At 57.1% G+C, this 20,703-nt stretch carries 21 protein-coding genes; 11 read left to right on the top strand and 10 right to left on the bottom strand.

Annotation, left to right across the window (positions count from 1 at the left end; translation table 11 throughout):
* Window positions 1-19: 19 nt before the first annotated feature.
* The 5 genes from ACFQ14_RS04895 to ACFQ14_RS04875 form a co-directional block, all read right to left on the bottom strand.
* Window positions 20-802 (bottom strand): cytoplasmic protein, encoded by a 783-nt coding sequence (locus ACFQ14_RS04895; RefSeq protein WP_377211584.1) that lies wholly within the window; start codon window positions 800-802, stop codon window positions 20-22.
* Window positions 803-827: 25 nt separating this feature from the next.
* Window positions 828-1,088, bottom strand: coding sequence for a hypothetical protein (locus ACFQ14_RS04890; protein ID WP_377211583.1), 261 nt, complete (start codon window positions 1,086-1,088; stop codon window positions 828-830).
* Window positions 1,089-1,193: 105 nt separating this feature from the next.
* Entirely contained in the window at window positions 1,194-1,628 is a 435-nt protein-coding gene (locus tag ACFQ14_RS04885; protein ID WP_377211582.1) for a TIGR02301 family protein, read from the bottom strand.
* Window positions 1,629-1,674: 46 nt separating this feature from the next.
* Window positions 1,675-2,694 (bottom strand): DUF3179 domain-containing protein, encoded by a 1,020-nt coding sequence (locus ACFQ14_RS04880; protein ID WP_377211581.1) that lies wholly within the window; start codon window positions 2,692-2,694, stop codon window positions 1,675-1,677.
* Between the two features lie 84 nt (window positions 2,695-2,778).
* Window positions 2,779-3,219, bottom strand: coding sequence for an NUDIX hydrolase (locus tag ACFQ14_RS04875; RefSeq protein ID WP_377211580.1), 441 nt, complete (start codon window positions 3,217-3,219; stop codon window positions 2,779-2,781).
* An 80-nt stretch (window positions 3,220-3,299) separates the two neighbouring features.
* Between ACFQ14_RS04875 and ACFQ14_RS04870 the strand changes: the two genes are divergently transcribed.
* The 6 genes from ACFQ14_RS04870 (at window position 3,300) to rarD (ending at window position 9,747) form a co-directional block, all read left to right on the top strand.
* A complete protein-coding gene (locus ACFQ14_RS04870) occupies window positions 3,300-4,037 on the top strand; it encodes an SOS response-associated peptidase (protein ID WP_377211579.1) in 738 nt (245 codons plus the stop codon).
* Entirely contained in the window at window positions 4,037-4,648 is a 612-nt protein-coding gene (locus tag ACFQ14_RS04865) for a LysE/ArgO family amino acid transporter (protein ID WP_377211578.1), read from the top strand. The genes ACFQ14_RS04870 and ACFQ14_RS04865 overlap by 1 nt, the downstream gene beginning before the upstream one ends.
* 215 nt (window positions 4,649-4,863) lie before the next feature.
* On the top strand, window positions 4,864-6,360 hold the full coding sequence (gene cysS / locus ACFQ14_RS04860; RefSeq protein WP_377211577.1) for a cysteine--tRNA ligase: 1,497 nt from the start codon (window positions 4,864-4,866) through the stop codon (window positions 6,358-6,360).
* A complete protein-coding gene (locus ACFQ14_RS04855) occupies window positions 6,360-6,971 on the top strand; it encodes a hypothetical protein (protein WP_377211576.1) in 612 nt (203 codons plus the stop codon). Before cysS ends, ACFQ14_RS04855 begins: the two co-directional genes overlap by 1 nt.
* Before the next feature lie 251 nt (window positions 6,972-7,222).
* Window positions 7,223-8,821: a citramalate synthase gene (gene cimA / locus ACFQ14_RS04850; protein ID WP_377211575.1), complete on the top strand. Its 1,599-nt coding sequence runs from the start codon at window positions 7,223-7,225 to the stop codon at window positions 8,819-8,821.
* Window positions 8,818-9,747, top strand: coding sequence for an EamA family transporter RarD (rarD, locus tag ACFQ14_RS04845; protein WP_377211574.1), 930 nt, complete (start codon window positions 8,818-8,820; stop codon window positions 9,745-9,747). The genes cimA and rarD overlap by 4 nt, the downstream gene beginning before the upstream one ends.
* Here rarD and ACFQ14_RS04840 read toward each other — a convergent pair.
* Window positions 9,734-10,312, bottom strand: coding sequence for an LOG family protein (locus ACFQ14_RS04840; RefSeq protein ID WP_377211573.1), 579 nt, complete (start codon window positions 10,310-10,312; stop codon window positions 9,734-9,736). The two genes, rarD and ACFQ14_RS04840, sit on opposite strands and share 14 nt — an antisense overlap.
* A gap of 157 nt (window positions 10,313-10,469) precedes the next feature.
* On the opposite strand from ACFQ14_RS04840, the gene ACFQ14_RS04835 reads away from it, so the two are divergent.
* From ACFQ14_RS04835 to pssA, 5 genes are all read left to right on the top strand, one after another.
* A complete protein-coding gene (locus ACFQ14_RS04835; protein ID WP_377211572.1) occupies window positions 10,470-10,841 on the top strand; it encodes an ArsR/SmtB family transcription factor in 372 nt (123 codons plus the stop codon).
* Between the two features lie 54 nt (window positions 10,842-10,895).
* The gene (locus ACFQ14_RS04830) at window positions 10,896-12,797 is read left to right on the top strand and encodes an ABCB family ABC transporter ATP-binding protein/permease (RefSeq protein WP_377211571.1); all 1,902 of its coding nucleotides are present in this window, start codon (window positions 10,896-10,898) and stop codon (window positions 12,795-12,797) included.
* A gap of 6 nt (window positions 12,798-12,803) precedes the next feature.
* Entirely contained in the window at window positions 12,804-13,523 is a 720-nt protein-coding gene (locus tag ACFQ14_RS04825; protein WP_377211570.1) for a DUF1194 domain-containing protein, read from the top strand.
* Between the two features lie 94 nt (window positions 13,524-13,617).
* The gene (locus tag ACFQ14_RS04820; protein WP_377211569.1) at window positions 13,618-14,319 is read left to right on the top strand and encodes a phosphatidylserine decarboxylase; all 702 of its coding nucleotides are present in this window, start codon (window positions 13,618-13,620) and stop codon (window positions 14,317-14,319) included.
* A 9-nt stretch (window positions 14,320-14,328) separates the two neighbouring features.
* Window positions 14,329-15,144: a CDP-diacylglycerol--serine O-phosphatidyltransferase gene (gene pssA / locus ACFQ14_RS04815; RefSeq protein WP_377211568.1), complete on the top strand. Its 816-nt coding sequence runs from the start codon at window positions 14,329-14,331 to the stop codon at window positions 15,142-15,144.
* 3 nt (window positions 15,145-15,147) lie between these two features.
* Here pssA and ACFQ14_RS04810 read toward each other — a convergent pair whose 3' ends face one another.
* The 4 genes from ACFQ14_RS04810 to ACFQ14_RS04795 all read right to left on the bottom strand — a co-directional run bounded on the left by ACFQ14_RS04810 (window position 15,148) and on the right by ACFQ14_RS04795 (window position 20,699).
* Window positions 15,148-18,615 (bottom strand): efflux RND transporter permease subunit, encoded by a 3,468-nt coding sequence (locus ACFQ14_RS04810; protein ID WP_377211567.1) that lies wholly within the window; start codon window positions 18,613-18,615, stop codon window positions 15,148-15,150.
* Window positions 18,612-19,748 carry an efflux RND transporter periplasmic adaptor subunit gene (locus tag ACFQ14_RS04805; RefSeq protein WP_377211566.1) on the bottom strand — a complete coding sequence of 379 codons (1,137 nt, stop codon included), beginning with the start codon at window positions 19,746-19,748 and terminating at the stop codon, window positions 18,612-18,614. Before ACFQ14_RS04805 ends, ACFQ14_RS04810 begins: the two co-directional genes overlap by 4 nt.
* A 12-nt stretch (window positions 19,749-19,760) precedes the next feature.
* Window positions 19,761-20,324: a helix-turn-helix transcriptional regulator gene (locus ACFQ14_RS04800; RefSeq protein WP_377211565.1), complete on the bottom strand. Its 564-nt coding sequence runs from the start codon at window positions 20,322-20,324 to the stop codon at window positions 19,761-19,763.
* Window positions 20,325-20,510: 186 nt separating this feature from the next.
* Window positions 20,511-20,699 (bottom strand): hypothetical protein, encoded by a 189-nt coding sequence (locus ACFQ14_RS04795; protein WP_377211564.1) that lies wholly within the window; start codon window positions 20,697-20,699, stop codon window positions 20,511-20,513.
* Window positions 20,700-20,703: the final 4 nt, after the last annotated feature.

The raw sequence follows: 20,703 nt of genomic DNA, 5'->3' as shown, positions 1-20,703 counted from the left end.
GTGCTTATGGGGCAGAAGCTCAATCACCAGCAAGGAAGAAACTCCATGTGCCGTCTGGCTTAATGGCCGTGCGGTAGAAGATGTAGCTGCCGAATTCCGTGCTGTCCTGCAAATCACCGGCTGTGAGAATGCGGAACAATTCCACCTTTTGTGGTGGGGTCAGCTTGTCCAACGGCACCGCGAAGAAATAGGGCCACACGAACAACTCGTCCTCGGTTCCTTCGTCGGTTCGAACATATCCCATTTCAAGAATTTCGATCAAAATGGCCAGCAATTCCCGTCCTTCGTCATCGCCGGAAGTGCTTTTCAAATAGTCGATAGGGTCGCCTTCCAAGCCACCCAGAGAGAGGCTGGTGGGATTTTCGCCAAGACCAATGAACGGACGCAGATTCTCGATATTTCCGCTGCGGGCGGCCTCAAGAAGGTTTTTGCGTGTCTGTTGCACGGGTGGTGGCAAGGCAGAAAAATCACGCAGGATTTGTGGAATTTTGTCAGGAGTGTCAGGCGATTTCGCGGCACCGGGCGGCTGTGGCTCGGTGATCGGGGGTAAGTCCTCGGTGGGTATGGTAATAATTGGCTCATCGTCGCCGTTGTCCGCAGCGGGCGCGTCGTCCGGCACGATCACACGGGTCGTCGGCACCTTCTTGGTTTCCGGCGCAGCGAGGCTGACACCGCTCAGCATGAAACTGACAGCGAAAAAAGCGATGTAAGAAGGCATGGAGCCATAGGTCATGCGCAAGCGATCCTGCAATGAGCGGAACGAGAAACCATAGTCACTGTAGCATGAAAAGAGCACGGTCATACACCGCGCGAACACCGAATAACGCTTATTGAAGCGAACGGTTTGCCAAGAAGTCGCCGCATTCAAAGCGCTGAGGCAATTGCTCGACCAGATCGGAGGCGGCTTTCTCGCTCGCCTCTTCGGAAAGGCGGCTGATGGCTGTGAACATCGCTGTTTCCGCCAAAATAGATGGTTCAATGCCCTCATCTATGGCGGCAGCCCATGCTTCGGAGAAGAATTCCAATGCAACACGCTTTTTTTCTTCCAGAATCAGCTGGTCGAGTTTGTCCTGCGTCGGCTGCAACATGTTTCCCTTGGCCCCGGAAGTCTTTGATCAGATTAATGCGGACACTAGCGGGGCTGCACACGGCTTTCCAGCAAAGTCTAACGCAAAGGTTAATGGCGGCTCGATCTAGCGCCCGTAGCGATTTGTGATCTGGCTGGAGAGGCGCACGCCCTCCTTTAGATATCGATCTGCCGCCAGCAAGGCCGACGATGTGCAGGCGGTATAGGTCTGATCGAATGCTCGGAACCCGCGGTTAAACCTTGAGACCAGTTGAGCGCGCCGCGAAGGGATGGGCTCCTCTGATTTCAAAATATCAGCCATCCAATTGCGCCATTTGCCACCTTCCTGCGCACCGCAAAGGGCGCGAAGATAGTGGATAGAACCCAGAACCTCTGACAGCCGCAACAGCTTGTCGTCATAGGGAGCAGCCGTCAGTGGCTCTTCCTGCGGCGTTGCGATTGCGCCTGTCGTCGGATCTGCCGTCGTGCCATTTTCCTGCGCATGGGCGCAAAGCGGCAGCGATAGGGCAAGAGTTATCAAAAGGGCAACGGGCATTTTCATGGAGAAGACATAAGCGAGGCACGTAGCTTTTGAAAGACCACGCGCTTTATTTGATGATGGTCACTTTCGGGTGGAATGCGTGAGCGACAAAGGCGAACGTGACATCATAGACCAGCGGTTTGCCCGCAGTGTCGCTCGCCAAAATCGCGCCGACATCACGACCCTCTGCGATCACCGGACTATCGAGCGCGGATGCCTGTCCGGGGGTCCAACTCAATTTGACTGCGCCGCTTTCAAACCCGCCCGCATCGCGCACTTTCTGCATCGAGACGATCAGCGGCTCGTTGTCATCGCGGCGCACAACCACAACCCGCGCCATCGGATTGATACCGTCTGGCATGGCGCCGTTGTAGAGGAATGGTTTGGCCGCGCTATCATAGCCAATATAAGGATTGCGTCCGTAATTTCGCATTCCCGGATTGTTCGGCACCAGCACTTTGCCTTTAGGGTGACGCTTGGCGAAAGCGCTCCAGCTTTCCAGCCGCGATGGTACCAGTTTGAGGCTCTTGCCCGTCATCGAACCGGCAATCGCCTCGCCGGTAAATTGCTGCCACCAGCTTTCAGTGCCGCGATCATACATCACCAAATCAGAATTGCGCAGCTTGCCTGTCGTGCCGAAGCTCATCGTTTTGCCGTTTAGCGTTGCGTCGAAAACCAGAGCGGCATTGCAGAGCGGGCAATAAGTAACAGCAACAGGCTTGCCGCCGACAACATCGTTGGCAATCTCGTGCCACATCAACACTTGTAGGGGGTAGGCGCGGGCATCGCCGTTGATTTCCAAGCCAATGACCGGCTCATTCGGTTGGAGGTTGGCCGCTTCAGATACGTCTACAAACTGCGGATCATCAAGCGGCGGAATGCCATCTTTGGGCGGTCCTCCGCTCATGATTTCGCTGAGATCAACCCGACGCTTGGTGAAGTCTGTCTTCCAGCCTTCAAGTTTCCAGCGGTTTACCTGCGGAAACTTGCCTGGATATTCCGCAACTGTCTCTTCGGCCTGAACCGATACAGGAAGAGCAACCGGCGAAAGAAGCACGGCAGCGAGCAGGGGGAGAATGCGGAACATAGCTTTGGCCTTTCATTGCACCCCGCTACCGTGCCCCAAACCGAACCAGTGACAAAAACACAAATGCTTGAATGCGCTGTGAAGCTAGCCCAGCGCTGCCAACAATTTACGACTTTCGTGCGCAAACGTGATCGTGTGCTCGGTCAGGTGAAGTCCCTTTAAGTCTTCAAGCTCAAACCACGCCACAGCCCCTGCATCGTCGCCTGCAATCGCTTCGCCCGCATCACTGCGCGCCACGAACATGGCGAGCACGTAATGGCGTTCGACAAAATCGTCCTCATCGAGCGAGATGATTTCGTGCAGACGGTTGAACAACGGATCAACAATATCCAGCGCCGTCTCCTCTTTCACCTCGCGGATAGCTGCCTGCGTCACCGTTTCGCCAATCTCCACCAAACCGCCGGGCATCGCCCACGTACCGATGCTGGGCCCAGCGGTTCGCTTTGCCAATAGAATATGATCTCCGCGCCATATGGCGACAGCCGCGCCAAGCAGGGGCGCTTGCGGATAATGCCGTGAACTCATCGTCAATGCCTTCGCAGACCCTCTCGGCTCCTCTATAAGCCCCTGAAACGGACTTGGCGAGAAGCGGGAAGGAGCAGGGCATGTGTGGCAGATTTGGCCTCACCATCGCGTGGTCGGAACTCTACGACTATTTCTCGCTCATCCGCCCCACGGACGCCGGGCCTGAAATGCCGCCGCGCTACAACATTGCGCCCACACAGCCCATCGTGACCATCCGCAGCGGCTTCGACGGTGGCCGCGAGGCTTTACTGGCCCGTTGGGGGCTGGTGCCGGGCTGGGTGAAAGACCCCAAGTCGTTCACCACGCTCACCAATGCCCGCACGGAAACAGCCGCCGAAAAACCCTCCTTCAAGGCTGCACTGCGCCATCGCCGCGTGCTCATCCCGGCATCCGGCTTTTACGAATGGCAGCGCTTTGGCAAAGGGCGTAAAAGCCAGCCCTATTGGGTCTGTTCGCAGCAAGACCCGATCATTGCCTTCGGTGGGTTGATGGAGACTTGGGCAGGCGAGGACGGCAGCGAAGTCGATACGGTGTGCATCTTGACCACAGATGCGACCGAGAGCTTCGCGCCAATCCACCATCGCCTGCCGCTCGTAATTCGCGAAAAAGACTTCGACCGCTGGCTGGATTGCAAAACGCAGGAACCAAAAGACATCGAAGACCTGATGCGCCCGATTGCTGATGATTATTTCACGCCGGTTCCCGTATCCGATTCCGTGAACAAGGTGGCGAACGATAATCCCGACAATCTCAAGCGCGTCGAGCCGCAACCGGACCAAGCTCAAAAGCCCGATGACGGCCAGATGAGCATGTTTTGATGGCTTGGGCAGGGCTGGAGGGGTTCGCGCTTGGCGGTGGGCTGATCATCGCCATTGGCGCGCAAAACGCCTTCATTTTGCGCCAAGGCTTGCTGAAGCAATACGTCTTCCCGCTCTGTCTTGCAGCGGCATTGGCCGATGCGTTGCTGATCGTAGCGGGCGTGGCGGGCCTCGGCACCATCGTCAAATCGAACGAAAACCTGTTGTTCTACGTCACTCTTGGCGGTGCCGCTTTTCTTGCGGCCTATGCGCTGTTTGCCTTTGCCCGCGCCCTGCGTCCGCAGGCGCTTGAGGCGGCGACCAGCGGTGCAAAAAGCCTTAAGGCAGCACTTGCCGCGCTGGCGGGCTTCACTTTCCTCAACCCCCATGTCTATCTCGACACGGTGGTGCTCGTCGGTGGCATATCCGGCTCTTACGACGGCGCAGCGCGGTTCTACTTCACGATTGGTGCCTGTCTTGCCTCGTTCGTGTGGTTCTTCTCGCTCGGCTATGGCGCACGGCTGCTGCAACCGCTGTTTGCCAAATCGTCCGCGTGGCGGGTGCTGGATTTCATCATCGGGGCAATCATGGCGCTGCTGTCTTGGTCGCTGATCAGCCGCGCATTCGCTTAAGCCGCGACAATCCATCTTGACGCTCGCCCGCTTTGGGACGATAAGCGGGGCATGAACGCTTATGCATATATTTCGATTTGCATTATTGGCTAGCGCATCGCTGGTCGGGTCGTTCTGTTTTGCCTTAAAATTCTGATGAACGCTCTGGCCACGGTCGGTAGACGCGCACCTCTGCGCTTTTGAATGAACGTGAAGAACACAGATCGCTGAAGAAAATGGCAAACTACACCAAAATCCGCCTCTACAACACGCTCACGCGGCAGGTGGAGGACTTCGTGCCCGAAGACCCGAACCACGTGCGCATGTATGTCTGCGGGCCAACGGTCTACGACTTCGCCCATATCGGCAATGCGCGGCCCGTCATCGTGTTCGATGTGCTGTTCCGTCTGCTGCGCCATGTTTACGGCGCGGATCACGTCACCTATGCGCGCAACATCACGGACGTTGATGACAAGATAAACGCCCGCGCGGTGCGCGACTTTCCCGATCTGCCGCTCAACGAGGCAATCGCCAAAGTCACCGCTAAAACCGCCGATCAGTTCATGGCGGATATGGCAGCACTGGGATGCTTAGAGCCAACGCACCAGCCCCGCGCCACCGATTTCGTTTTGCCCCGTAATGACGGCAAGACGGACATGGTGACGATGATTACCACGCTTATGGACAAAGGCCACGCCTATCTCGCCCGCGGCAAGCAGGGGCGGGAAGTGCTGTTCCGTGTGAAATCGATGGACGACTATGGCAAGCTGTGCGGCCGCAATCTGGAAGACCAGCGAGCGGGCGCGCGCGTTGCGGTGGAAGACCATAAGGAAGACCCCGCAGACTTCGTGCTGTGGAAGGAAAGCTCCGAAAACGAACCCGGCTGGGATGCGACCTTCGACGGCGAAACCATAAGAGGCCGCCCCGGCTGGCACATCGAATGCTCTGCGATGGCCGCGTCTTACCTCGGCGAAACCTTCGACATTCACGGCGGCGGGCTGGACCTCATCTTCCCCCACCACGAAAACGAAATCGCCCAATCCCGCTGCTGCCACGGCACCGACAAGATGGCCTCGGTATGGATGCACAACGGCTTCCTTCAAGTCGAAGGCGAGAAAATGTCGAAGTCGCTCGGCAATTTCCACACCGTCCATGACGTGCTGGAGACGGAAAAGGTCGGCGGCCGCAAATGGCCCGGCGAAGTGGTTCGTCTGGCCATGCTGATGACCCACTACCGCGAACCGATAGACTTTTCGGTCAGAAGGCTGGAGGAGGCGGAGAACATATTGCGCAAATGGAAGTCTATCGCCACGCGCCATATTAGAAACGAAATAGAGCTAGATGCAGACTTGAGTTTGCTCTCATGCCTGTTGGAGGACGATCTTAATTTTCAAAGACTATTTGGGGAATTGCACTCGCTTCTACCTAAGGCAAACGGTGCCTTCTTCATTGCTGCCAATGATCTTGACTTAAACGCGATCGAAGAAATGGAAAAAGCGAGCTGGTGTAAATTTGTTGATCCACTCGTCTACTTGGGAATCTTGAACCTCGTCCAAGATACAATTTCCGTCGAACAACAGTTGCTAGTTGATAAACGCCTCGCGTTTATCGCCGACAAAAACTGGGCCGAGGCTGACCGCATTCGCAATGAACTCCTCGCTCAAGGCATCCAACTGAAAGACGGTAAGGACGAAGACGGCAACCGCGTCACCACTTGGGAAGTCGTGCGCTGATGTTTGGCCGCGATGCCCATAAACAGCGCGAGGTCGTGCAGCGGCAAGGCAGCCGCGCGCGCTTTGTGTTCTTCGTTGTCATCGGACTAAGCGTTGCCGCGGTCATCGCGGTTTTGACAGCGCCAGCCGCCACGCTGAACGCATGGTTGGGGCAGGGCGAGCGGATTGTGAAAGAGGTGATGGGTGAAACCACTCCCCAAACGCCCGAAACGCAGCCGCAAAACGAGCCCGACGAGGTGACCAAGGCAGCGGATATTGCGTGGCCGCCAGTCACTCTGGATGCGATGGCTGCGTTGGGAAAGCCGCAGAGCGTCTTTGATCCTGTCGCCCGCAGCCGCGCAACGTCTGCCATCGAAAAGGCATTCCTTGCGGACCGGAGAGACAATCTCGATAGGCTTCAAGCGGCATTCCAAACGCGGCTTGAAGCTCTGAATGCCCAAATGGAAGTGTTGCAAAAAAACGAACCTACCGACCGGCGTGATCGAATGCTGGAGACGTTCAAATCAACGGCGGTGGGCATCACCGTTTCCTATTCTGACCAGACGGATCTTGTGAACGCGACCATCGCCAAAGAACGCGACCGCCGCCTCAAAATCCTGCGCGGCCTGTGAGAAAACCATGACCAACCAACGCATCACACTTTTTGATACGACTTTGAGCAGCCGGTCTTGCCCGCAGACGCGCAGCGTCGAGGACAGGCAAGCGATAGAAGGCCGCCGCGCGTTTGGGAGAGAAGTTCAATGACCAAACAACGCATCACACTTTTTGATACGACTTTGAGCATTCCGCCTTGCCCGCAGACGCGCAGCGTCGTGGACAGGCAAGCGATAGAAGGCCGCCGCGCGTTTGGGGGAGAAGTTCAATGACCAAACAACGCATCACACTTTTTGATACGACCTTGCGCGACGGCGCGCAGACGCCGGGCGTGGACTTCTCGTTGGAAGACAAGATCGCCATCTCCAAGATGCTGGACGATTTTGGCATTGATTTTATCGAGGGCGGCTATCCCGGTGCGAACCCTACGGATACGGCCTTCTTCGAAAAGTCGCGCACAAAGTCTGCAACTTTCACAGCCTTCGGCATGACCAAGCGGGCAGGCGTTTCAGCCTCCAACGACCCCGGGCTGGCCGCGCTTACCGCGTCTTCGGCCTCCGCCATTTGCTTCGTCGCCAAAAGCTGGGATTTGCACGTGCGGGTCGCGCTGGGCTGCACCAATGAGGAAAACCTCGAAAGCATCAAAGCCTCAGTTGAGGCTGCCCGAGCGGCCGGAAAACAGGTCTTACTCGATTGCGAACACTTTTTCGACGGCTACAAAGCCAACCCCGATTACGCACTTGCCTGCGCGCAGACGGCCATCGACGCAGGCGCGGATTGGGTTGTGCTGTGCGATACCAATGGCGGCTCCCAGCCGGTGGAAGTGCGCGAAATCGTTGAGGCCGTCTGCAAAGTCATCCCCGGTGAAAAGGTAGGCATCCACGCCCATAACGACACCGAACAAGCCGTCGCCAATTCGCTGGCCGCCATTGAGGCAGGCGCGCGCCAAATCCAGGGCACGATCAACGGGATTGGCGAGCGCTGCGGCAATGCCAACCTCATCAGCATCATCCCGACGCTGGCGCTGAAACCGCACTTTGCCAAGCGTTTCGAAATCGGCATTCCCGAAGAAAAACTCAAAGGCCTGACCCGCCTGTCGCGCACCTTCGACGAATTGCTCAACCGTGCGCCCCACAGCCAAGCGCCGTATTCCGGCTCGTCCGCCTTCGCCACCAAGGCAGGCATTCATGCCTCCGCGCTGATCAAAGACCCGACGACATACGAGCACGTGCCGCCTGAAAGCGTGGGCAACAAGCGCAACCTCATGGTCTCCGATCAAGGCGGCAAGTCGAATTTCATCGACCAGCTTTCCCGCCGTGGCATTGAGATTGAAAAGAACAATCCAAAGCTCGACACGCTCATCGCTCTGGTGAAAGAGCGCGAGGCTGCGGGCTATGCCTATGAAGCAGCAGAAGCGAGTTTTGAACTTCTTGCTCGTCGCACGCTTGGCACCGTGCCGACCTTCTTTGAAGTCGAAAGCTTCCGCGCCAGCGTCGAGCGCCGTTTCAACGCTATTGGCGATGTCATCACCGTTTCAGAAGCCGTTGTGAAAATGATCGTCGATGGTGAACGCCTGCTTTCGGTCGCCGAGGGCAATGGCCCTGTCAACGCGCTCGATAAAGCCCTGCGCACTGACCTTGGAAAATATCAAAGCCAAATCGAAGGCTTGGAACTGGTGGACTATAAGGTGCGTATCCTGAACGGCGGCACCGAAGCGATCACCCGCGTGCTCATCGAATCCACCGACGAGACGGGCGAGCGCTGGTGGACGGTCGGTGTTTCCGACAACATCATCGACGCGTCCTTCCAGGCCTTGCTCGACAGTTTGAACTACAAGCTCATTCGAGAGACTGGCGTGACACTGTGAGCGACAGCGCCCCCAGCGTTCCGCCCGGCCGCCCCATTCCGGCAGCCCGCGCGAACACTGCCATGTCGCCCGCCGTGGGCGCTGTCATGGCCACGGCTGCTTATGTGCTTTGGGGCTTTCTGCCGCTTTATTTTGCCGCAACCAAACACATGCCGCCCACCGAATTGCTTGCTCACCGTGTCATATGGGCTGTGCCATTCGCTATTGGGGTGATGATGTTCCAAGGCCGCATGGGAGAGCTGCCGCGCTTGTTTTCAGACCGCCGCGTGGTGGTGATGATGACCGTCACCGCCACACTTATCGCGGCCAATTGGGGCGTCTACATTTGGGCGGTTGGACAAAACCTCGCCTCGCAGGCGGCGCTTGGCTACTATTTTACGCCGCTCATCGTCGTGCTCATGGGCGCTGTTATGCTGGGCGAAAGACTGTCGAAATGGCAATTGATCGCAGTCATCATCGCAGCCTTCGCCGTTCTCTACCGCACATTTGCCGGTGGAGAATTCCCGCTTGTCGGCTTGTTTCTGGCGCTGACGTTCGCCTTCTACGGCTATATCCGCAAGACCCAGCCAGTCGGCCCCGTTCAGGGGTTTCTGCTGGAAGTTACGATCCTGCTGCCCTTCGCGCTGGCCTACTGCGTCTATCTCGCGCTGCAAGGAACCGGCCATCTTTTCGTCACGTGGCAAGACACTCTCTGGCTCATCGGCTGCGGCCCGGTCACCGCCGTGCCGCTCATCCTTTATGCGTTTGGCGCGAAGGCGCTGCGGTTCTCCACCGTAGGCCTGATGGGCTATATCGGCCCGACGCTGATCTTCATCGTCGCGTTCACGATACTCGGTGAGGAACTGGACTTCGTGCAGCTGGCGACGTTTGGAATGGTCTGGTTCGCGCTGGCGATCTACTCGGTGACCTTGTTCAAGAAGGCGTAACGCCCAGCGCGGCCAAAATCTCCTCCGGCCCGTCCACGAGAACCGGCTTGATGCGCTGGTGATTGTGAACGAAACCGGCTGAAGCCATATCGTTCACAAGCTCGTCAAAAGCGTGCCAGAAGCCATTTGTGTTCAGCAGCGCAATTGGCTTTTCGTGCCGCCCAAGCTGCGCCCAGGTCATCATCTCGACCAGCTCTTCCAGCGTGCCGATCCCGCCCGCCATGGCAACGAAAGCGTCGGCTTCTTCAAACATCAGCCGCTTGCGCGTGTGCATGTCTGGCACAACCTGAAGCTCTGCGCCTTCCAGATCGCCCGCAGCAGCCACGCGCTCATGGGCTTTCAGAAATTCCGGAATGATGCCCAGCACCGCCCCGCCGTGGGCAAGCACGTTCTTTGCAATCACGCCCATTAAGCCAATCGACCCGCCGCCATAGACAAGCCGTATGTCCGCCTCGGCCAGCAATTGGCCAAGGCTTGCGGCCTGTTCTGCGTAAAGTGGGTTTTCGCCCATGGAAGAGCCGCAATAGACGCAGACGGAACGAATCGGGGAGGGGGTATCAACCATGCCCAACCTTGACGGCACGCTTTAGCCGAAACAAGCGCTGTGCGGGCCGGTCCGCTCGCTTATCCACCCGCTTGTCCACCCGCTTGTCCGCGCACTTGCATTCGGGATGCTCCAACCCTATTTTCATCGTATATTTACGATGAAAGGATTCGCAGCGATGGAAAAAGCAAAATCATGCTGCGGCGAACAGGCGGTCGCCAGCTTTCGCACCGACGGGCTCAGCGATTCGGCCGCCATGGCATCGGTCTTTGCCGCGCTCGCCAATCCCGCCCGCATCGATATTCTCATGCACATTGCCAAACATCGCTATTGCGGCTGCAAGCAATTGACGGATACGCTACCGCTGGCCCAGTCCACCATTTCCCAGCATTTGAAAGTCTTGTGCGATGCAGGGCTCATTCAAGTTGAAACCGTTCACCCCCGCTCGCGTTACTTCATCAATGAGGACTTGCTTGCCGATCTTTCCGACGCGACCGGCTCTTTTTTGAAATCCTGTTGCCAGCCTCAGGACGATGTCATCCATTGCTAATTCGTCCGCGCGGGCGATGCCTGCAATACGCATATTGAAAGAAGTTAATTCGTTTTGACCCAAGCCGACGCTGCACAAAAGCAGGACGCATCAGAGCAAGACAAGTCATCCATAGCAACGGTGCGCAGCTTGTGGCCCTATATGTGGCCGCACGACCGCCCCGACCTGAAGATGCGCGTGCTTTACGCGTCTTTCTTTCTGGTGCTGGCAAAGCTGGTCACAGCCATCGTGCCGTTTTTCTTCAAATACGCGACGGATGCCCTGAACGGGCTGGAGGTCGGCGCTTGGTGGATTCCCGCGGCGTTGGCCACGCCTGTCATGCTGGTTGTCGGCTTCAACGTCGCCCGCATTGTCATGACGGGCCTGAACCAATTGCGCGATGCGCTGTTTGCCCGCGTGGGCCAACACGCGGTGCGTCAACTGGCGTATCGCACTTTCGTTCACATGCACAAACTTTCGCTGCGCTTCCATCTGGCGCGCCGCACCGGCGGCCTGTCGCGCATTATCGAGCGTGGCACGAAGGGCATCGAGACGATCGTGCGCTTCACCATCCTGAACACGCTGCCCACGATCCTTGAGTTCGCGCTCTATGCGGGAATTTTTGCCTATTATTTCGGCTGGGAATACGTGGTCGTCATCGCGCTCACGGTTTGGGCCTACAGCTACTTCACCATCAAGGCGAGCGACTGGCGCATTTCCATCCGCCGCGACATGAACGCCTCTGACACCGACGCCAATTCCAAGGCGGTCGACTCGCTGCTCAATTATGAGACGGTCAAATATTTCGGCAACGAAAAGATGGAGTCAGACCGCTTCGACGTGTCTATGGCGAAATACGAAATCGCGGCCACCAAAACGTGGACATCACTCGGCTGGCTGAACTTCGGTCAGACCTTCATCTTTTCCATCGGCATGCTCGTCTGCATGGTCTTGTCGGCGCTCGCCGTTCAGCGCGGCGAGCAGACCTTGGGTGACTTCGTGCTCATCAACATGTTCCTGATGCAGCTGTCGATCCCGCTCAATTTCATCGGCTTCGTCTACCGCGAAATCCGCCAGGGGCTAACGGACATTGAGGCGATGTTTGACCTGCTGGAGGTCGAGGAAGAGGTGAAGGACCAACCCAACGCGCCCGATCTGGTTGTCAAAGAGGGCACGATCAAGTTTGATTCCGTCGACTTCCGCTACGACCACGACCGCCCCATCCTGAAAAATGTCAGCTTCGAAGTCCCTGCCGGCAAGACGGTCGCCATCGTTGGCCCGTCTGGTGCGGGCAAGTCCACCATCTCGCGCTTGCTGTTCCGCTTTTATGATATTCAGGGTGGTTCCATTACGATTGACGGGCAAGACCTGCGGGAGGTCGATCAATCCAGCCTGCGCGCCGCCATCGGCATGGTGCCGCAGGATACGGTGCTGTTCAACGAAAGCATCGCCTATAACGTGCGCTACGGGCGCATGTCGGCGACCGAAGAAGAGGTGCGCCAGGCAGCAGACCGCGCTCAGATCGGTGACTTCATCGAACGTCTGCCCCAAGGCTTTGCCACGCAAGTTGGCGAGCGCGGCTTGAAACTCTCCGGCGGCGAAAAGCAGCGTGTGGCGATTGCCAGAACGCTTCTGAAAGCGCCACCCATTCTCATTCTGGACGAGGCAACGTCTGCGCTCGATACTCAGACCGAGCAAGAGATCAAAGCGGCTCTCGACATTGTCTCCGAAAACCGAACAACTGTTGTCATCGCCCACCGCCTTTCGACCGTTATCGATGCCGACGAAATCATCGTTCTACGTACGGGCGAAATTGCGGAGCGCGGCACCCATCAGGACTTGCTGAAAATGGGTGGCCTCTATTCCGCCATGTGGGATCGCCAACGCGAAGCATCCGAAGCTGAGCAAGCGCTACGCGATGCGCAGGCGCGTGACGAGCTTGGTGTTGTCGTGCGCAAGCCCAAAGACGAGGCGTAAACCAACATGGCGGCGCGTGGAACGGCACTGTCGCTTGCCATCGCTGCCAGTCTCACCGTGTCGCATGTCGGCCAAGCCCAATTGCGCAATGTCGAACTGGAACTGGTTCTGGCAATCGACACATCGACCAGCGTCAACGCAGATGAGTATGAATTGCAGCGCACGGGCCTCGCTCGTGCATTCCGTAGTGCCAATGTGCAGTCCGCCATTGCCTCGCTGGGAGAGCAGGGTATTGCCGTTGCCGTGGTGCAATGGGCAGGGCCAGGACAGCAGCGCCTGGCTGTGGACTGGACATGGATGAAAGGCCCGCAAGGAGCAGAGCGTTTTGCCGAAGACCTGAGCGCCATGCCCCGCGCTGTCTCCGGATTCACCGATATTGCCGGTGCTATCACCCACTCCATGAACCAGATACTCACCAACAATTACGTGGGCGATCGTCTCGCAATAGATGTATCCGGGGATGGCACCAGCGACGAGAACGATCCGATTTTCGCGCGTGATCGTGCGCTCGCTCAAGGCATCACGATCAACGGATTGGCCATCCACAGCGATGAATACGATTTGGGCGATCTCGCACAAATGGGGCTGGTGCACCACTACACAACCCGCGTTATCGGCGGACCGGGACATTTCCTGATTCAGGCGTCAGATTTTGACGATTTCGCCCGCGCGATTGAAAAGAAGCTGGTGCGCGAGATCATCGGACCAGCCTTTGCTGAGCGATAGGTCCGAATAGATTATGTGCCGCAATTGCCTAACAGCGTGAATTGGCTGTAAGACAAGACGCGATTTCCACACTTTGCGAGCCCGTTGCCCGACCATGTCTGTCGTCAGTTCTATCCGCGATTCTCTGGTGCCCATCCACAAGGCAGGCACGCCCTTCATTCTGGCTTTTGCCGCTGCCACCATTGTGCTCGGTATTATCTGGGAGCCGCTGTTCTGGATTGGTCTGGCATTGACGATTTGGTGTGCGGCCTTCTTCCGCGACCCTGAACGTGTCGTGCCGATGAGCGATGATCTGATCATCAGCCCTGCTGATGGGGTGGTCTCCGCGCTGTCACTTCATACGCCGCCAGCGGAACTGGGGCTGGGTTCGGAAAAGCGCATGCGCATTTCGGTGTTTATGAATGTCTTCAATTGCCACGTGAACCGCGCTCCGGTTCGGGGAAAAATTGAAGTCGTCTATCACCGTGCAGGAAAGTTTCTTTCCGCAGATCTGGATAAGGCTTCTGAAGAAAACGAACGCAACTCGCTTTTGATTGATGGTCCACACGGCAAGGTAGGTGTGGTGCAGATCGCGGGCCTTGTTGCCCGCCGCATCATCTGCTGGAAAGATATGGGCGAAACTCTGGGGCAGGGCGAACGTTTCGGCCTGATCCGGTTTGGCTCCCGCGTCGATGTGTTTTTGCCGGAAGGCGCGACCCCGCGGGTCCATCTGGGCCAGAAGATGATCGCAGGCGAAACAATTCTCGCGGCTCATAACGACAGCCACTCTTCCAGCGCCACGCCAACGACAGTCTAGCGGATGGTCATGAAGGCGCCTTTTCCAGAGTTTGAACCGGAGGAGCCCGACGAGGCCGAGGCCAGTTCTGGCCGCTTGCGCGACATACCGTTGCGCATGTTGGTGCCCAACCTCATCACGCTCGGCGCGATCTGCTCTGGCTTGACGGCGGTGCGGCTGGCTTTCGACGGTCGCTTTGAATTTGCAGTCGTTGCCATCGTATTCGCGGCCATTCTTGACGGTCTTGATGGGCGTATGGCGCGTTTGCTGGAATCGAGCACGCCGTTTGGCGAGCAGATGGACTCACTTGCCGACTTCGTAAATTTTGGCGTGGCACCGGCAATGGTGCTCTACCTCTATGTGCTCAATGATTTGCACACGATGGGCTGGATTGTGGCGCTGGTGTTTGCCATCTGCGGCTGTCTGCGGCTGGCCCGTTTCAACGTTATGTTGGAAGCGCCTGACAGGCCCAAATGGCAGACCAATTTTTTCACCGGCGTTCCGGCCCCTGCTGGCGCATTGCTGGCGCTGCTGCCGGTCTATCTCGGCCTGATTGGGCTGGAGAAAAGCACCAGCGTAGCGTTGTTGTCTGCCATGTTCATGCTGTTCGTCGCGTTTTTAATGGTGTCCAACTTGCCCACATGGTCAGGCAAGCAAATTGGCGGGCGCATCTCGCGCCGTATTGTGCTGCCGCTGATGATTGGGGTCACGCTGTTGGTGATCTTCCTGTTCAGCTACCCTTGGGGCTTCCTCACAACGCTGTGCGTGATCTACCTTGCCACGCTGCCCTTCTCGGTGAGAGAGTGGAACAAACGCAGCGAAGCGGATACCAAGAGCGCCGAATAGGGCTTACTCGGCTGCGTCCGGGAACGCTTCGCCATCATCATCAAACGCCTTACCATCGTTCTTCGACAGACGTGGCTTGTTGTCGTTGCTCTGGGCTTTGCGCGAACTCGCCGCGATGCGTTCCGGCTCGTCGTTGAACGGTTCCACAGTGCCGTCTTTTGGCAGCGACACATCATCAGGGGTCAATGTGTTGTCAGCAGCAATCGCCGCACCAGCCAAAGCGGGCACCTGAGCAGTGCCGTCACCAAGAGCAGGGAATAGGCCTCTGCCGTTAAATAGAGCCATGATGTTCGATGGCAGCGACAACATCGCCGGAATGACAACCAACGTGAGCAGCGTGGAAAAGGCGAGGCCCGAAATCACGGCGATGGACAACTGCACCCACCAGACCGAGGTGATGCCGCCATAAGAAATGGTGCGCTCGAAGAAGTTCACGTTGAGTTGCAGTGCCATTGGAACCAGGCCGAGGATCGTGGTGATCGTCGTCAACATGATGGGCCGCAAACGCTGAGCAGAAGTCTTCAACACAGCTTCGCGCGGCTCAACACCTTCGCTAAGCAGGCGATTGTAGGTATCGATCAACACAATTGCGTTGTTCACCACAATGCCCGCCAGAGCGATAACGCCCGTGCCTGTCATGATGATCGAGAACTTGGACCCCGTTACCATCTGCCCGATCAGCACGCCAACCACCGCGAGCACCACGGTAAAGAGCGTGAGGATGGTCTGGTAGAACGAGTTGAACTGCGTCACCAGAATGATGAACATCAGGAACAGCGAGATACCGGCAGCTTTGCCGAGGAATTCGCCAGCTTCCTTCTCCTCTTCGTCCGAACCACGGAAGCGGAACTGGATATCCGGCGACCAAGTCTCGGCATCAAGGAAAGCCTGAATTTCGTCAATCTTGCTCTGGTTCGAAATCGGCGCGCCGTTTTCCTCAAAACCTTCAATCAGGTTGGCCTTCAGCTCCATCGCGTAGAGGCCATCTTTGCGTGTAATGGATGCGACTTTAGGCACTGCGGTGCGCGTTACAAAGTTCGACAAGGGAACCTGTCCGTTCGCCGTGCGCAGTTTCAGCTGGTCCAGCGTGTCGAAAGTTCGATCGGCCTTCGGTAGCCGCACTCGAATTTCCAACTCGTCCTCGGAATCGTTGGGACGATAGCTGCCGATCATGACGCCATTGGAGACAAGCTGCACCATCGAGCCGACAGCTGCGATGCCAGCGTTATAGCGTCCGGCCTGTTCACGATCGACGTTCAATTCCAGTTCGATGCCGGGCAGGGGGCGTCCGTCTTCAATATCCTGGATGCCTGTCACGCTGTCGAATTTCTCGCGCAGCTTTGTCACGGCAGCGATCATCGAATTGTAGTCGGTCGACTTCACTTCAAGTCGAATATCTTTGCCCGTGGGTGGTCCGCCCTCGATTTTGCGCACTTCAACTTTCAAACCGGGAATGGCCGCCGTCTTGTCACGGATTTCCTGAAAGATTTCGACCGCACGGCGGCGGCAGCAAAAGTCTGCCAATTCAATTTGCAATTCACCAACCACATCGGCCGGCTTATCTTGAACATCGCCCAAGGGGCCACCCGGGCCACTGCCTGCGGCGTTGGCCGTCATCACAACATTGTCGATGCCTTTAACATTCAGCGCGACCTGCTCGACTTCGGACACGTAGTCACGGATCTGCGTGGCGGAAAGGTTGCCGCGTGCGGACACGAGCACGATGGCCACGTCCGGCTCTTCATCCACGAAGAATTCAACGCCTGCATTGTTAGAGCCGAACAGGGTGAAGACGGTGATGGTGGAAACGATCACTGCCGCAATGACTGCCATATTGCCGAAAACATTGCCGGCTGCATATTTGAGAAAGGTCAAATAGCTGCCCATAGCGCCGGGCACCTTGCGGATGTCGAGCACCTTGCTGCTCGTATACATCACCGAGACCTGGTCTTCACCGAACACCCGCTTCTTGCGGAACGGAATACGCTTACCGATGGCCGCTGCGATGCGGCCTGTCAGTGCGCCGGAGGTTGGCAGGAAGATCAGCGCTGTCATCAGCGAGGCCGTGAGAACGATGATCACCATCACCGGCAGATACGACATAAACTCGCCTGAAACGCCCGGCCAAAGCAGCAGGGGCAGGAAGGCGGCGAGTGTCGTGGCGGTGGAGGAGACAACGGGCCAGAACATCAATTGCGCCGCGCGGGTATAGGCCTCTTCTGGCTCCATGCCTTCCGATAGCTTTCGGTCAGCATATTCTGTCACCACGATGGCCCCATCGACCAACATACCCACCGTCAGGACCATGCCGAACAGCACCATCATGTTCACGGTCATGCCCACGCTCGACAAGATCAAAAAGCCGATCATGAAGGACACGGGAATAGACAGGCCGACAAGCAGCCCGGTACGCAGGCCCAGCGAGGCCACGACGACGATCATAACGAGCGCAATCGCGGTCATGATCGAAGCCATCAGCGAGCCTTGAACCTCGTTGATGAAGCTCGACTGATCGAGCAAATAGTTGATCTTGATCGTTTCCGGCCAATCGGCGGAAAAGCGCTCTACCGCCTCGCGAACGGCGGTGTTGTTTTCAATGATGTTGGTGCCCAACCGCTTGGTGACTTGCAGCGCAATCGCCGGTTCACCGTTCACACGGGTATACGAAGAAGCATCTTTGAATGTGCGGCGTATTTCGGCCACTTCTCCAAGCGTAATGACAGCTTCGCCGTTCTGCTTGATCGGAATGGCGTAGACGTCTGCTGCGCTCTCGACGAGGCCAGGAACCTTCAGGTTAAAACGGCTGTTGCCGTCATCCAGAAAGCCAGCGGCGACGAGCTGGTTGTTTTGCGAAAGGGCGGTCAGCAATTCGTTTTGCGTGATGTCGTAGCTTTCCAGCCGCGCCAGATCGAGCACGACCTCCAGCATTTCCTCGCGGTTGCCCGAAAGATCAGCCGAACGAACGGTGCCAATAGCTTCAATTTCGTCTTTCAGACGACGGGCGTAGCGATAGAGCGTGCGCTCCGGAACCTGACCCGAGAGCGTTACGATGATCGTCGGCTGAAGCGCAAAGTTGGTTTCGTTGACGATTGGTTCATCGGCATCGGCTGGCATTTCGGTCTTGGCCTGATCCACCTTGTCGCGGATATCGGCCAGCACCTTGTCTTTGTCCGTGTCGATCTGGAACTCCAGAACAGCCGTCGCAGCGCCTTGGGCCGCGATGGTGGTGATTTCTTTCAATCCATCAAGGCCGCGCAATTTCGATTCCAGCGGTCGCACCAGAAGGCGTTCGGAGTCGCCCGGTGCAATGCCGTTTTGCGTCACGGTGACGATGTAGACCGGCACATCAATGTCGGGCTGCGCTTCTTTCGGTATCGAGATATAGGCGCTAACGCCTGCTACGATCATCACCAACATCAGCGTAAGGATGGTCCTCGGGCGGCTTAGCAGGACGGCAAGAGCGTTGGTCATTTGGTTGCCTCCGTGGTGGAAGCATCGCTCTGGCTGAGCTGTTCCTTGACGCTACCGGCGGGAACAGCCTCGACGACCTCTCCTTGAGCCACGAAGTTCTGGCCCAAAACAATTACATTAAGATTGGGTTCCAAACCACTGACCCACATTGTCTTTTCTCCTTGTGAAAGGATTGTGACTGGGTGGAACGTCACCTTGTTGGTGCTGTCCACGGCACGCACGCCAACGGTTCCGTCATCTGCCAAGGTCAGCCAATTTGCGGCAACCTCATAGGCTTGCGTTGGGGTCAGTGCGATCCGCGCTTCCGCCGTAAGGCCGTCGCGCAGAGAGCCATCAGCGTTGGGCAGGGCCATCTCCACCTCAAATGTGCGGGTAGCGGGATCGGCTGCGATGCCAATCCGCGTGATCGTGCCTTTCACTTTCTGTCCGGTGATCAACCGCACAACCGCTTCCATTCCGACCTTGATGGAACCAACATCTTGTTCTGAAACTTGCCCGGTAAACGTCATGGGGTCGGTGTCGATAACCGTTACACAGACGTCGCCGGGCGCAAGGTTGTCGCCAACCTCGGCAAGCGGCTCCTGAACGATGCCCGCAACCTTGGCGCGGATCTCTGTGCGGCTCATATCCTGTTCAGCCGTTGCAACGGCAGACTTTGCCGCGTCCAACGCCGTGCGAAGGGCGCGGAGTTGGCTTCGGGTCGCAAAACCGCGTTTTACCAGTTTGTCGGTCGCTTCAAAATCAGCTTGGGCTTGCGAAAGTTGCGCCTGTGCCTGCGACAGTTGCATCGAGCGCACACCCTTATCAACCACGCACAACAAATCACCGACTGCGATTTCCTGTCCGTTCACGACAGGGCGCTGCTCAACGGTGCCGGGCGTTTCCGCGCGAACCGAAACTTTCGCTTCCGCTTCCGTGCGGCCGCGCAAAACCAGCGTTGCTTGGCGTTCGCTGGGTTGAATGCGCTGCGTGCGCACACGAAACGCTTTTTCACTTCGTGTCGCTTCACGCTCAACAATTGTGGGCTGGCTGGCGTCTGCTTGGCCGCCAACGATGACCTCGCCTGTATACATCCAGCCAACGAAACCGGCAGCAATAGCAAGTGCTACAAGATGGGATCCGCGAATTTTCATGGGATCGCTCCGTTATTCTGCCGCGATGGCGGCTTGATTTGCATATTCGCCAAATCGCTTGCCAGCGATGGCTTCGAGTGAGCCGCGATGGGCCTTGATGTAGTCAATGCTGACCTGAATGCAGGTTCGGCCATATTCGGCCACCCAATCCGCGCCCTCCATGTCAACGGAGCCTTGCGCCTCATCGATGATGGCGAGTTCAGAGGTCAGATAGTCAATTTGTGCGTTTATTGCCCGCACCACATGGGCCGGGTCCATAATCTCGGCGTTCATCGCCAGCAGCAGGAATTCGCTTTTAAATACGTCTTTGCCGACGGGGCGGGTTAGTGCCTCAGCAAATGCGGCGCGCCCCTGATCAGTAATGGAATAAACCTTGCGGGCGGGCTTACCGACCTGAATTTCTTCACGCGAAGTCACCATCCCGTCAACCTCCAGCTTGTTCAAAGCCGGGTAGATGGAGCCGTAGGAGGCGTCTACGAAATGTGTGAAATGGCCTTCGGTGGACAGTTTGCGGATTTCGTAGCCCGTGCTGTCCCCCAGATTAAGGATCGCCAGACAAAGTGTGCGAACGTTCATGAGGGCCTCGTTGGCAATTGCGTTTCGGTCAAACGTTACGGATTGCGGCGGCGAAAGGTTTTCATCTTTCGCGATATGCTCAACCTATATGTTTCGGTTGAACATATATCAAACGAGAATATGTTAATTTTTGTAACCGTGATGTCGCAGGCGTGTGAAGCCGGGCGCGTATGAAGGGGAGCGAATTCAGTAAGACGGAGCGTCTTTTTTCGCGGTTGTGCGGCTCTTTGCGCGCTTAAGCGGCGTTTCATCTTCGCCGGTGAGTGTGCGCAGCCGATGCAGGCGATCGGTCATTTCCGACAGATAATTATCATCGGCATCAATCCGCGCTTCTTTGGGCATCCCGACGATTGTCTTGTTGCTATCGGACTTCATGGCG

It is taken from the genome of Pseudahrensia aquimaris (genome assembly GCF_042676045.1).
In the GTDB taxonomy this organism is placed as follows: Bacteria; Pseudomonadota; Alphaproteobacteria; order Rhizobiales; family Rhizobiaceae; genus Pseudahrensia; species Pseudahrensia aquimaris.
This window is presented reverse-complemented; position numbering and strand designations above follow the sequence as displayed.

Coding starts and splice junctions, on each gene's coding strand:
- ACFQ14_RS04895 (WP_377211584.1), bottom strand. CDS start 802: ATGACCGTGCTCTTTTCATGCTACAGTGACTATGGTTTCTCGTTCCGC.
- ACFQ14_RS04890 (WP_377211583.1), bottom strand. CDS start 1,088: ATGTTGCAGCCGACGCAGGACAAACTCGACCAGCTGATTCTGGAAGAA.
- ACFQ14_RS04885 (WP_377211582.1), bottom strand. CDS start 1,628: ATGAAAATGCCCGTTGCCCTTTTGATAACTCTTGCCCTATCGCTGCCG.
- ACFQ14_RS04880 (WP_377211581.1), bottom strand. CDS start 2,694: ATGTTCCGCATTCTCCCCCTGCTCGCTGCCGTGCTTCTTTCGCCGGTT.
- ACFQ14_RS04875 (WP_377211580.1), bottom strand. CDS start 3,219: ATGAGTTCACGGCATTATCCGCAAGCGCCCCTGCTTGGCGCGGCTGTC.
- ACFQ14_RS04870 (WP_377211579.1), top strand. CDS start 3,300: ATGTGTGGCAGATTTGGCCTCACCATCGCGTGGTCGGAACTCTACGAC.
- ACFQ14_RS04865 (WP_377211578.1), top strand. CDS start 4,037: ATGGCTTGGGCAGGGCTGGAGGGGTTCGCGCTTGGCGGTGGGCTGATC.
- cysS (WP_377211577.1), top strand. CDS start 4,864: ATGGCAAACTACACCAAAATCCGCCTCTACAACACGCTCACGCGGCAG.
- ACFQ14_RS04855 (WP_377211576.1), top strand. CDS start 6,360: ATGTTTGGCCGCGATGCCCATAAACAGCGCGAGGTCGTGCAGCGGCAA.
- cimA (WP_377211575.1), top strand. CDS start 7,223: ATGACCAAACAACGCATCACACTTTTTGATACGACCTTGCGCGACGGC.
- ACFQ14_RS04840 (WP_377211573.1), bottom strand. CDS start 10,312: ATGGTTGATACCCCCTCCCCGATTCGTTCCGTCTGCGTCTATTGCGGC.
- ACFQ14_RS04835 (WP_377211572.1), top strand. CDS start 10,470: ATGGAAAAAGCAAAATCATGCTGCGGCGAACAGGCGGTCGCCAGCTTT.
- ACFQ14_RS04825 (WP_377211570.1), top strand. CDS start 12,804: ATGGCGGCGCGTGGAACGGCACTGTCGCTTGCCATCGCTGCCAGTCTC.
- ACFQ14_RS04820 (WP_377211569.1), top strand. CDS start 13,618: ATGTCTGTCGTCAGTTCTATCCGCGATTCTCTGGTGCCCATCCACAAG.
- pssA (WP_377211568.1), top strand. CDS start 14,329: ATGAAGGCGCCTTTTCCAGAGTTTGAACCGGAGGAGCCCGACGAGGCC.
- ACFQ14_RS04810 (WP_377211567.1), bottom strand. CDS start 18,615: ATGACCAACGCTCTTGCCGTCCTGCTAAGCCGCCCGAGGACCATCCTT.
- ACFQ14_RS04805 (WP_377211566.1), bottom strand. CDS start 19,748: ATGAAAATTCGCGGATCCCATCTTGTAGCACTTGCTATTGCTGCCGGT.
- ACFQ14_RS04800 (WP_377211565.1), bottom strand. CDS start 20,324: ATGAACGTTCGCACACTTTGTCTGGCGATCCTTAATCTGGGGGACAGC.
- ACFQ14_RS04795 (WP_377211564.1), bottom strand. CDS start 20,699: ATGAAGTCCGATAGCAACAAGACAATCGTCGGGATGCCCAAAGAAGCG.